This window comes from Streptosporangium sp. NPDC003464 (assembly GCF_053588315.1).
On sequence record NZ_JBSFPS010000014.1, the window covers coordinates 59967 to 71622 of the forward strand.

Sequence of the window (11656 nt, forward strand, 5' to 3'; positions counted from 1 at the left end):
TTCAGGCTCCTTCGGGGGTGTGGGCGCTCTCGCGCAGGCTGCGGCCGGTGAGCGCGAGGAAGACGTCGTCGAGGGTGGGGCGCCCGACCTCGGCGGTGAGCGCCTTCACCCCGGCGGCCTCCAGGGACCGGAGGAACTCCGGCAGTACGGCGGTGCCGCGCCTGACCCGCAGAGACACCGTGTCCCCCTGGGCGGTGACCTCGTGCGCCGTCGGGACCAGCCGGGCGATCCGGGCCGCCCGCTCGGCGTCCGCCCCGTCGCCGGTGGTGACGGTGATGCGGTCACCGGCCAGGTCGGCCTTCAGGTTCTCCGGGGAGTCGTCGGCGATCACCCGCCCGTGATCGATGATCATTACCCGCTCGGCCATGGAGTCGGCCTCGTCCAGGTAGTGGGTGGTCAGGAAGATCGTCATGCCGGACTCCTCGCGCAGCCGCAGGATGTGCTCCCAGAGGTTGGCGCGGCTGTGCGGGTCCAGGCCGGTGGAGGGCTCGTCCAGGAAGAGCAGTTCGGGCCGGTGGACCAGTCCGAGCGCGACGTCGAGACGGCGCCGCTGCCCGCCCGAGAGCGTGCCCGCGGGGCGTTTGGCCAGCGTTTCGAGGTTCAGCGCGGCGAGCAGCTCGCCGGCCCGCCGGTGCGACTCCGCCCGGGGCAGCCCGTAGCAGCGCCCCTGGGTCACCAGCTCGTCGTGGACACGGAAGTTCTCCCCCGCGCCGTTGCCCTGGCCGATGTATCCGATCCGCCGGCGCGTCCCGGCCGGATCGGTGAGCACGTCGCATCCGGCGACGGTCGCGCTGCCCGCGCTCGGGGGGAGCAGCGTGGTCAGCATGCGCAGGCTGGTCGACTTGCCCGCGCCGTTCGGGCCGAGGAAGGCGACCAGCTCTCCTTTCTCGACGTCGAGGTCGAGGTCGCGCACGGCCTCGACGGTCTCTCCTTTGACCCGGAAACGCCGGGCCAGTCCACGGGCGTGGATCATCTCTCCTCCAGTGCTCGGATCCGTGTGCGGGCATGCCGAAGACAGGCGCTGCCGCGGGATTGGGTGGGCGCCACGGCCGGAGCCGGGCGCGAAGCTCGAAAAGCTTAGATTCGAATTACGTTAATCTGTCAGGGACCCTGACAATCGGTCCCGCACCTAGGGTTGGGACGTGCACCCGCCGACCAAGCCGCCCATCCCCTACCTGCTGGCCTACGCCTTCACGCTGGCCTCCCGCCGGGCGGAGGAGGAGCTGCGGCCCCACGGGCTCACCCTGCGGCAGTACGGACTGCTCACGCAGCTCCAGCTCGAACCGGAGCTCACCATGTCCGAGCTGGCCCGCCAGCTGGGCGTCTCGCGCCAGTCCCTGCACGAGATGGTCGGCGAGCTGGAACGGGCCGGTCACCTGGGCCGCCTGCCGGGCTCCTCCGGCCGCACCCGCAGGCTCGCGCTGGCCCCGGGCACCGAGCGCCTGCTCGCCCGGACGCGGGAGTCGCTGACCCGGGCGGAGGCCGGCTTCCTCGGCGACATGAGCCCTCCCGAGATCGAGACCCTGCGGGGGCTGCTGCAGCGCCTGCTCGCCCACGCCACCGACGACGAGAGCTGGCTGTCGGGGATGTAGGACACCTCCACCGCCGTGTGCCGATGCCCGGGTGAGGAGCCCGGTACGGCAGGCCGGCGCCCGGGACTGGGAGCCCGGTACGGCAGGCCGGTCACGCCGCCACCCGGGTACCGACGCGGGGCCGTGGCCAGGAACGTCGCAGGAGCTCCCCATGATCGGCCCCGCCCCCGTTGGTTAGTGTTGTGGGGGTGGAGGAACTCGTCCGACGGCCGCTGGGCCGCACTCACCTGGCGGTGACGCCGCTCGGTCTCGGCCTGGCCGCGCTCGGCCGCCCCGCCTACATCACGCTCGGCCGCGAGGAGGACCTCGGCGACGACCGCGGCGTCGCCACGATGCGGTCGCGGACGTGGGCCGTGCTCGACGCGGCGTGGGCGGAGGGCGTGCGCTACTTCGACACGGCGCGCTCGTACGGCCGCGCGGAGGAGTTCCTCGCCGGTTGGCTGCGCGAGCGGGGGATCGCCCCTGGAGCGGTGACCGTCGGCTCGAAATGGGGATACGCCTATGTGGGCGGCTGGCGGATGGACGCCGAGCACCACGAGGTGAAGGACCTCTCGGCCGAGCAGCTCCGCCGCCAGCTCGACCAGACGCGCGAGCTGCTCGGAGAGCATCTGTCGCTCTACCAGATCCATTCGGCGACGGTGGAGAGCGGGGTGCTCGAGGACGAGGGCGTGCTGGACCGGCTGCGCGCGCTGCGGGCCGAGGGCGTCGCGATCGGGCTCAGCACGACGGGGCCGCGTCAGGCGGACACGGTCACGCGGGCGGTCGAGATCGGGGCGTTCGACACCGTGCAGTCCACCTGGAACCTGCTCGAACGTTCGGCCGGCGCGGCGCTCGCCCGGGCGCACGGGGCGGGGATGGGCGTGATCGTCAAGGAGGGGGTGGCGAACGGGCGGCTGACCGCCCGCGCGGCGCCCGCCGCGCTGGCGTCGGCCGCGCGCGATCGGGGGGTGACGCCCGACGCGCTCGCGCTCGCGGCCGTGCTGGCACAGCCGTGGGCCGGGGTGGTGCTGAGCGGCGCGGTCTCGGCCGGGCAGCTCCGCAGCAACCTGGGCGCGGCCGAGGTGGGCTGGGACGCCGAGCTCGACGGGCGGCTGGCCGACCTGGCCGAGGACCCCGAGACCTACTGGGCCGGGCGCGGCACACTGGCCTGGGGCTGAACGCCCGGGGCCGGAGCGTGCCAGGCACGGCACACCCGCCCGGGGCCGGAACATGCCGGGCACGGCACACCGGCCCGAGGCCGGAGCGTGCGGGGCCGGAGCGTGCCGGGCACGGCACACCGGCCTGGGGCCGGAGCGTGCGGGGCGGGGGGCGTGCGGCGGTGCGGCTCGCATAGGGTCGAAACATGCGGGGCAGGACAGGGCACGCGACGCCCTGCCTTCTTGCCGAACACGCCTGCAGGTGAAACGTTCGGAAGTGGCCCTGCCGTCGAGCCTTGGGGGTGCCTCCCGGCCATGGACAACCAGATCACCCACCACAGCGACCACACCGGCGACGATCTGCCGAGGCTGCCGTTCGCGCGGAACAACCCGCTGGAGGTGCCGCGGATGTACCGCGCGCTGCGGGCCGTCAGGCCGGTGACCCGGGTCCGCACCCAGGCGGGCGACATCGCCTGGCTGGTCTCCGGCTACGAGGAGGCCAGGCAGGCCTTCGCCGACCCGCGTCTCGGCCGCTCGGCCCCCGACCCGGAACGCGCCGCCCGGATCTCCGGCTCGGTGCTGCTCGGCGGCCCGCGCGGCGACATCGAGACCGAGAAGGCCGAGCACGACCGGATGCGCCGGATGCTCGCCCCGGCCTTCTCCGCCCGCCGGATGAGCGCCCTCGAACCACACGTCCAGCAGCTCGTCGACGGCCTGCTGGACCACATGGCCGAGCTGCCGCCCCCGGTGGACCTGCGCCAGGAGTTCTCCCTGCCGCTGCCCGTGCTGGTGATCTGCGAGCTGCTCGGCGTGCCGTACGGCGACCGCGGGCACTTCAGGAAGCTGGCCGACGAGATGACGGATCTGAGCGATCCGGACCGCGCGGAGGCGGCGCTGAACGAGCTGGCCGGCTACACCCGCGGCATCCTGGTCGAGAAGCGAGCCAACCCCGCCGACGACGTGTTCTCCGACATGGCCACCATGGAGGCGCCCGACGAGGAGATCGCCACCCTCGCCGCGGGGCTGCTGTTCGCCGGCCACGAGACGACGGTCAACCGGATCGACTACGGCGTGCTGCTGCTGCTGGCCAACCCGGCGCAGCGCGACGCCCTGATCACCGATCCGTCGCTGACGGCCCCGGCCGTCGAGGAGATCCTGCGGATGGCGGCGCCGGGCAACCACGGCCTGCCGCGTTACGCCCACGAGGACCTGAGCATCGGCGGCGTGGCGATCAAGCGCGGCGAGGCGGTGCTCATCGCCACGACGGCGGCCAACCGCGACGAGCGGACCTTCCCCGACCCCGACCGTTTCGACATCGGCCGTCCGCTCGGCGACCCGCAGCTCGCCTTCGGCTACGCGGCCCGCTACTGCATCGGGGCGAGCCTCGCCCGGGTGGAGCTCCGGTCGGTGTTCGGCACCCTGTTCCGGCGCTTCCCCACCCTGGCGCTCGCCGTCCCCGCCGAGGAGCTGGTCGAGCGCGAGGCCTCCCTCACCGGGGGGTTCACCCGCATCCCGGTCACGTGGTAGCGGCCGGGTGAGCCCACCGCCCCGGCCGGGCGTCCTTCCGGCCGGGGCGCGACCGGACGTCCTTGCCGGGACACGGCCGGCCGTCCTTCCGGGTGGGGCACGGCCGGGTGCCCGGACGTGGTGGGAGCCGGCGCCCCCGGTCAGGCGTTGCTGGCCGCCCTCCTGGTGTTCAGCTGGTCGAAGCCGACCGCGACGAGGATGAGCACGCCGATGGCGATCTGGAGGTAGAAGGCGTTGATCGCCAGGAGGTTCCCGCCGTTGTTGAGGACTCCCATGATCAACGCTCCGGTGGCCGCGCCGAGGGCGCTGCCCTTGGCGCCGAACAGGCTGGCGCCGCCGATGACGCAGGCGGCGATCGCGTTGAGCTCGAAGCCCGTCCCGGCGGTGGGGATGCCCGCGCCCAGCCTGGACGCCAGCAGCACTCCACCGAGACCCGCGAGCATGCCCGAGATCGCGTAGACCGAGATCGTGACCATGCGCACCGGCACACCCGCGAGGCGGGCGGACTCGGGGTTGGAGCCGACCGCGTAGATGTACCGGCCGAAGACGGTCCGGGAGAGCACGAACCACATCACACCCGTCACCAGGGCGGCGATGAGGAGAAGGTTGGGGATGCCCAGGATCGTGCCGTTGGCGATCTCCTGGAATCCGGCCGGCAGGCCCTGGATGGTCTGGGCGTCGGTGGTGACCAGGACGATCCCTCGGGCGATGCCGAGCATGCCCAGGGTCGCGATGAACGGTGGCAGCTTCGCGTAGGTCACCAGCAGGCCGTTGACGATCCCGAGCGCGGTGCCGATCGCGACCCCGACCAGGAACGCCGGCCAGATCGGCATGCCGGCGACCAGGAGCTGCGCGGTGGTCGCGCCGGACAGGCCGAGGACCGAACCGACCGACAGGTCGATCCCGGCCGTCAGGATGACCACGAGCTGGCCGACCGCGATGATCCCGAAGATGGCGACCTGCCGGGCGAGGTTGGCCAGGTTGTTGGCGGTGAGGAACTCGTCGCTGGCGAGGGTGAGGGCGCCGACCGCCACGAGCAGCACGACGAGTCCGCCGCTCTCCCGTCCCGCGATGTCCCCCAGCGTGATGACCCGTCGTGGGGGCTCGGCCTCCGGCTTCCGTCCCGGTTCCGGCTCCCTGGCCCTGGGCACCGCCTCCGGCCCCAGCCCCTCGCCGGTCGGCGGCCGGCTGGTGATCGTGGTGGTGGCGATCGGTTCCCGCCAGATCAGCTTGGGCATCTCGGCTCACCTCTCCTGTCCTGGATCGTCTGGGGCCGGTGGGCCCGTGGCTCCCGCGCCCTCCGAGGTCGTCGGGGCCGTCGCCCCCGGCCTCGGAGCCCCTTCGCCGGAGGCCGGGGCCCCCTCGCGGGGCGCCGGACCCGCCGCCCCGATCACCGGAGCCCCCTCAGGCCCGGCCGGAGCCTCACCACCCCGGTACACCGGAGCCGTCTCCTCCGGCCGCGGGGCCCCCTCACGGGGCGCCGGGGCCCCCGCGCGGGGTGCCGGGATCTCCTCCCGGAGCAGCGGCTCGGCGCCTTTGCCGCCGCCGCTCGCCAGGCGGAGCACGTCCTCCTCGGTGGCGGTCCCGGGAAGCTCGCCCGCGACCGCGCCGTCCCGCAGCACGAGGATGCGGTCGGCGAGGCCGAGCAGCTCCGGGAGGTACGACGAGACCACGATGATGCCCAGCCCCTTGGCGGCCAGGTCCCCGATCACCGTGTAGAGCTCGCCCTTGGCGCCGACGTCGATCCCCTTGGTCGGCTCGTCGAAGATCAGTACCTTCGGCTTGGTGAGCAGCCAGCGGGCGAGCAGGACCTTCTGCTGGTTGCCGCCCGACAGCGTCGAGACCGGCTGCTCGTAGGAACCGGCTCGCAGCCGCAGGCTGTCGAGCAGCCGGTCGGCCTCCTCGACCTGCTCCCGGCCGGGGAGCAGGCCGCGCCGGGAGCCGCTGCGCAGGCTGGCGATGGTGACGTTCTCCCGGATCGACAGCTCCGGCAGCAGCCCGAGCACCTTGCGGTCCTCGGTGAGCAGCCCCACCCCGGCGTTCATCATCGTGCGCGGCCCGGACGGTTTCACGGGCTTGCCCATCACCTCCAGCTCCCCCGCCACGATGGGGGCGGCGCCGAAGATGGACAGCAGCAGCCCGCTGCGCCCCGATCCCAGCAGGCCCCCGATGCCGAGGATCTCCCCGGCTCCGACGTGCAGGTCGATGCTCGGCGAGTTCTCGAAGCGACGCAGTCCCCGCACCCGCAGCGCGGGCGTCCCGGCCTTGCGGTGGGTCTCCGGGTAGAGCGAGCTGATCTCCCGCCCGACCATCGCGGTGATCAGCTTGTCCTCGTCGTAGTCGCTGATCGGCCCCGCCTCGGACAGGCTCCCGTCCCGCAGGACGGTCACCCAGTCGCCGATCTCGAACATCTCCTCAAGCCGGTGGGTCACGTAGAGCATCGCTATGCCGCGCTCGCGCAGCCGCAGGATGTGTTCGAGCAGCCGCTCCGACTCCGCCTCGGTCAGCGCCGTGGTCGGCTCGTCGAACACGATCACCTTGACGGAGTCCGCGGTCAGCACCTTGGCGATCTCCACGAGCTGGCGGGTGGCCGCCGGGAGCCGTTCCACGATGGCCTCCGGGCTGAGGTCCGCCAGGCCGACCTCGTCGAGGGCCTCCCGGGCGCGGACGCGCAGCCGGTTTCTGGCGATGACCCCGCTACGTGCCGGGAGGCGGCCCATGAACAGGTTCTCCGCGACCGACAGGTGCGGCAGGAGGCTGAGCTCCTGGTAGACGGCCTGGACGCCGGCCGCGCGCACCGAGGCCGGCGTCGGGGCGGTGACCGACCGGCCGTCGATCTCGTAGGAGCCGCTGTCGCGGCGCAGCGCGCCCGTCAGCACCCGGATCAGGGTCGACTTCCCCGCGCCGTTCTCCCCGGCCAGGCAGTTCACCTGACCGGGGACCAGGCGGAGCGATACGTCGGTGAGCGCCTGCACGGGGCCGAAGGCCTTGGAGACGCCGTGCAGTTCGACGACGGGCTCTTTCATCATTCCGCCCTCATCTCCGTCACTCCGCCTTCATCGTCGGCGGGTTGAGCAGCAGCTTCACGTCGGGCTCGTTCATGTTCCGCTTGTCCGCGACGACCGCTCCGGGGTCGATGTCACGCGGCGGGACGCGGCCGACCGTGGCCATTCCGGCCGCCAGGACGCCCTGGTATCCGAAGAAGTAGGGGTTCTGCACCACCAGCGCGTCGATGGTGCCGGCGGCCAGCGCGGCGTTCTCCTGCGGGTCGGAGTCGAACGCCACGACGGGCACGGTGTCGGTGACCTTGTTGTCCTGGATCGCCCGGGCCGCGCCGACCCCCGAGGTGTTGTTGTCGGCGAACACTCCCGCCAGCTCGGGGTTGGCGGTCAGCGCGTCGTTGACCTGGGAGGCGGCGGTGTTGATGTCGTTGTTGTTGTAGCGCTGCAGTGCCACCTTGACCTGCGGGCAGTTGTTCGCCAACCCCTGCTTGAAGCCGGAGTCCCGGGCGACCAGCGACTGGATGCCCGCCACGGAGGACTCGATCATGACACTGCCGCTCGTCTTGTTCTGCGCCTTGAGCAGCTCGCACATGCGCTTGCCGGCCTGTGTCCCGGCCTTGACGTTGTCGGTGCCGATGAACCCCTCCGAGGGGGTGGTCACGCGGCTGTCCACGGTGATGACCTTGAGGCCCGCCTTGCGCGCCCGGTCGATCGCCGAGTTCAGGGCGCTGGAGGAGTTGGGCGCGATGACGAGACCGTCGACGCCCCGGGAGATGGAGTTCTCGACCAGTTGCACCTGCTGGTCGATGTTCGTCTCCGAGGTGGGACCGAAGGTGCTCACCTTGAGGCCGAAGTCCCCGCCGGACTGCTTCGCCCCGGCGATCATCGTCTGCCAGAACGAGGAGTCGCTGGCCTTGATGATCACGTCGATCTTCTTGCCGCCGGCCGCTCCGGCCGCACCTCCGCCCGACGTCTGGCTGGCCGAGCTCGTCGCCCGGCCTCCCACCACTCCGAGCACCAGCGCCACCAGCGCGATGGCCGCGACGAGCGAGAGGGAGAAGACGATGCGTGAGCGAGCCATAACGACCTCCTGAAAACCACTCAGGGGGGATGCCGGCAGGCGTCTCAGGCGGCTGCCGCTATAGATCTACGGATGACGGACGGGTGCCGACGGCGCTGAGGGGAGGCACCTGAAGGATTTTTTCGTTCAGCAGAGACCCGTGATGGTCGGTTGCTTCCAGCAAAGCCCCGGAAGTGTTGCGCTGGAAACTAACAGGGGGAAAAGAAGTCATTACCTTCCCGCCCGTGCTCGACGAGTCCGCCTCCGGGCGACGGCGCCGGACAAGAGATAACGTCAGGGATGACAGAACCACGGGAATCGGGCCCGCCGTTCTCCGGACGGACCGTATGGACGCAGGGTCTCAGCACTCCGCTCCGCGAGTTCCTGCGCACCGAGACCGGCAGCGCCATGGTCCTGCTCGTCGCCACGCTGGCCGCCCTGGCCTGGGCCAACATCGGCCCGGCGTCGTACGGGACTGTCTGGCGGATGCCGGTCTCCATCCACCTCGGCGGCTTCGAGGTGTCGCAGGACCTGCGCGGGTGGGTGAACAGCGGGCTGATGACGTTCTTCTTCTTCGTCGTCGGGCTCGAGGCGCGCCGCGAGTTCGACATGGGAGAGCTGCGCGACCGGCGGCGGCTCGTGCTGCCGCTCGCCGCCGGCGTCGGCGGGATGGCCGTGCCCGTCGCGATCTATCTCACCGTCAACGCGGGCAGCCCCTCCGCGCACGGCTGGGGTGCGGCGATGTCGACGGACACGGCGTTCGCCCTCGGCATGCTCGCGCTGTTCGGGTCCCGCTTCCCGGCACGGCTGCGCACCTACCTGCTCACGGTCACCGTCGTCGACGACCTCGTCGCGCTCGGAGTCATCACGATCTTCTACAGCGAGCGGATCACGCTGCCGGCGCTGCTGGCCGCGATCGGGATCTTCGGCGTGATCCTGCTCGTCCGCGCCGCCGGCGTGCGCCGCGGCCTCCCCTACGCGCTGCTCGGCGTGGCGGCTTGGGCCGCGCTCTTCAAGTCCGGTGTCGAGCCCATCGTCATCGGCCTGGCCATGGGGCTGCTGACCTACGCCTCGCCGGTCGCGCGCGGCGACCTGGAGCACGCGACGAACCTCTTCCGGCTCTTCCGGGAGCAGCCGACACCGGAGCTGGCACGCTCGGCCAGCATGGGGCTCGCCTCGACGATCTCACCGAACGAGCGTCTGCAGCAGCTCTACCACCCGGGGGTGAGCTATCTGGTCGTGCCGCTCTTCGCGCTGTCGAACGCGGGGGTCACGATCAGCGGCGACTTCCTGGCGCGGGCGCTCACCTCGCCGATCACCATCGGGATCCTGCTGGCCTACCTGGTGGGCAAGCCGGTCGGGATCATCGGATCCTCGTGGCTGGTGACGTGGCTGAGCCGCGGCCGCGTGCGCCCGCCCGTCGGCTGGGCCTCCGTCACGGCCGCCGGCACGATCGCCGGCATCGGCTTCACCGTGTCCCTGCTGATCGCCACTCTCGCCTTCGACGGTCCGCAGCTGGAGGAGGCGAAGCTCGGCATCCTCACCGCGGCGCTCTGCGCGCCCCTCATGACATGGGTCGTCTACCGCGTGACCGCGCTGCTGCCCAAGCGGCGCCGGATCCGGGCGCTGCTGGGCACCTCCGAGAGCATCGTCGACCTCGCCGCGCCCGTCGACCCGGACCGCGACCACCTGCGCGGCCCCAGGCAGGCGCCGGTGACCGTGGTCGAGTACGGGGACTTCGAGTGCCCCTACTGCGGCCAGGCCGAGCCGGTCATCCGCGAGCTGCTCACCGACCTCGGCGACGTCCGTTACGTCTGGCGGCATCTCCCGCTGCGCGACGTGCACCCCGCTGCCCAGCTCGCCGCGGAGGCGGCGGAGGCCGCGGCCGAGCAGGGGGCGTTCTGGGAGATGCACGACCTCCTGCTCGGCAACCAGAACGACCTCCGGGTCCGCGACCTGATCCGCTACGCCGAGGAGCTCGGCCTCGACGTCGAGCGGTTCCGCGACAGCCTCCGCGGCCACGCCGGCGCCGGCCGGGTCGCCGAGGACATCGACTCCGCCGACCTGAGCGGCGTGTCGGGCACGCCGACGTTCTTCATCAACGGACGGCGGCACCACGGCGCCTACGACATCGCCACCCTCACCTCCGCCGTGCGGGCCGCCCGTGCGCGCGCGGCCCTGAAGTCGTGACCCCAGGGCCGCGCGCCCCCCTCCTCAGGGCCGGCCGGCCCGTCCTTCTCAGGACAGGTCGACCCAGTCGAGAGTCCGGTTGACCGCCTTCTTCCAGCCGGCGTAGCCGACGGCCCGCTGCTCGTCGGACCACTCCGGCTGCCAGCGCCGGTCCTCGTTCCAGTTCTGCTTGAGTTCGTCGGTCGACTTCCAGAAGCCGACGGCCAGGCCCGCCGCGTAGGCGGCGCCGAGCGCGGTCGTCTCGGCCACGACCGGCTTGGACACCGGCACCCCGAGGACGTCGGCCTGGATCTGCATGCACAGGTCGTTGGCGGTGACGCCGCCGTCGACCCGCAGGACGTCGAGGGCGACGCCGGAATCCTGCCGCATCGCCTCGACGACGTCGCGGCTCTGGTAGCAGATCGCCTCCAGGGTGGCCCGCGCGATGTGCGCGTTGGTGTTGAACCGCGACAGCCCGACGATCGCGCCCCGCGCGTCCGAACGCCAGTAGGGGGCGAACAGCCCCGAGAAGGCCGGCACGAAATACACCCCGCCGTTGTCACCGGCCTGCCGGGCCAGCGCCTCGCTCTGCGCCGCGCCGGAGATGATGCCGAGCTGGTCACGGAGCCACTGCACCGCCGAGCCGGTCACCGCGATCGACCCCTCCAGCGCGTACACCGGCCGGTCGGCGCCGAACTGGTAGCAGACCGTGGTCAGCAGGCCGTTCTTCGACCGCACCAGCTCATGACCGGTGTTCAGCAGCAGGAAGTTACCGGTGCCGTAGGTGTTCTTGGCCTCCCCCACCTCGAAGCAGACCTGCCCCACGGTCGCCGCCTGCTGGTCGCCGAGGTCACCGGAGAGCGCGACCTCTCCGCCCAGCGGGCCGGTGCGCCTGGTCGTGCCGTACAGATCCGGGTTGGAGGAGGGTTTGATGGCCGGCAGCATCCGCCGGGGGATGCCGAAGAAGGACAGCAGTTCCTCGTCCCAGTCGAGGGTCTCCAGGTTCATCAGCATGGTGCGGCTGGCGTTGGTCGGGTCGGTGACGTGCACGCCGCCGTCGGTCCCCCCGGTGAGATTCCACAGCAGCCAGGTGTCGGTGTTGCCGAAGATCGCCTCGCCGTCCTCGGCGGCCCGGCGCACCCCCTCGACGTTCTCCAGGATCCATTGGAT

The 11656-nt window shown here is 72.0% G+C and carries 9 protein-coding genes; 4 read left to right on the plus strand and 5 right to left on the minus strand.

From position 1 onward, the window contains the following. Window position 1 precedes the first annotated feature (1 nt). Window positions 2-973, minus strand: a complete 972-nt coding sequence (locus tag ACWDS7_RS05640; RefSeq protein ID WP_451928279.1) for an ATP-binding cassette domain-containing protein — start codon at window positions 971-973, stop codon at window positions 2-4. A gap of 169 nt (window positions 974-1142) precedes the next feature. Between ACWDS7_RS05640 and ACWDS7_RS05645 the strand changes: the two genes are divergently transcribed. From ACWDS7_RS05645 to ACWDS7_RS05655, 3 genes are all read left to right on the plus strand, one after another. Further along, entirely contained in the window at window positions 1143-1592 is a 450-nt protein-coding gene (locus tag ACWDS7_RS05645) for a MarR family winged helix-turn-helix transcriptional regulator (RefSeq protein WP_451928280.1), read from the plus strand. A gap of 188 nt (window positions 1593-1780) precedes the next feature. Then, window positions 1781-2749 (plus strand): aldo/keto reductase, encoded by a 969-nt coding sequence (locus ACWDS7_RS05650; protein ID WP_451928281.1) that lies wholly within the window; start codon window positions 1781-1783, stop codon window positions 2747-2749. 294 nt (window positions 2750-3043) lie between these two features. Beyond that, the gene (locus tag ACWDS7_RS05655; protein WP_451928282.1) at window positions 3044-4255 is read left to right on the plus strand and encodes a cytochrome P450; all 1212 of its coding nucleotides are present in this window, start codon (window positions 3044-3046) and stop codon (window positions 4253-4255) included. Window positions 4256-4395: 140 nt separating this feature from the next. Here ACWDS7_RS05655 and ACWDS7_RS05660 read toward each other — a convergent pair whose 3' ends face one another. The 3 genes from ACWDS7_RS05660 to ACWDS7_RS05670 are packed head-to-tail and all read right to left on the minus strand — an operon-like array spanning window position 4396 to window position 8338. Further along, a complete protein-coding gene (locus ACWDS7_RS05660) occupies window positions 4396-5493 on the minus strand; it encodes an ABC transporter permease (RefSeq protein ID WP_451928283.1) in 1098 nt (365 codons plus the stop codon). Between the two features lie 6 nt (window positions 5494-5499). Next, window positions 5500-7284, minus strand: a complete 1785-nt coding sequence (locus tag ACWDS7_RS05665) for an ATP-binding cassette domain-containing protein (RefSeq protein ID WP_451928284.1) — start codon at window positions 7282-7284, stop codon at window positions 5500-5502. Window positions 7285-7300: 16 nt separating this feature from the next. Then, on the minus strand, window positions 7301-8338 hold the full coding sequence (locus ACWDS7_RS05670) for a substrate-binding domain-containing protein (protein WP_451928285.1): 1038 nt from the start codon (window positions 8336-8338) through the stop codon (window positions 7301-7303). Window positions 8339-8617: 279 nt separating this feature from the next. On the opposite strand from ACWDS7_RS05670, the gene nhaA reads away from it, so the two are divergent. Further along, entirely contained in the window at window positions 8618-10507 is a 1890-nt protein-coding gene (nhaA, locus tag ACWDS7_RS05675; protein WP_451928286.1) for a Na+/H+ antiporter NhaA, read from the plus strand. A 48-nt stretch (window positions 10508-10555) separates the two neighbouring features. Here the strand turns inward: nhaA and glpK are convergent. Further along, the coding region (glpK, locus tag ACWDS7_RS05680) for a glycerol kinase GlpK (protein ID WP_451928287.1) at window positions 10556-11656 on the minus strand (1101 nt) is incomplete at its 5' end.

Coding starts and splice junctions, on each gene's coding strand:
- ACWDS7_RS05670 (WP_451928285.1), bottom strand. CDS start 8,338: ATGGCTCGCTCACGCATCGTCTTCTCCCTCTCGCTCGTCGCGGCCATC.
- ACWDS7_RS05655 (WP_451928282.1), top strand. CDS start 3,044: ATGGACAACCAGATCACCCACCACAGCGACCACACCGGCGACGATCTG.
- nhaA (WP_451928286.1), top strand. CDS start 8,618: ATGACAGAACCACGGGAATCGGGCCCGCCGTTCTCCGGACGGACCGTA.
- ACWDS7_RS05665 (WP_451928284.1), bottom strand. CDS start 7,284: ATGATGAAAGAGCCCGTCGTCGAACTGCACGGCGTCTCCAAGGCCTTC.
- ACWDS7_RS05660 (WP_451928283.1), bottom strand. CDS start 5,493: ATGCCCAAGCTGATCTGGCGGGAACCGATCGCCACCACCACGATCACC.
- ACWDS7_RS05640 (WP_451928279.1), bottom strand. CDS start 973: ATGATCCACGCCCGTGGACTGGCCCGGCGTTTCCGGGTCAAAGGAGAG.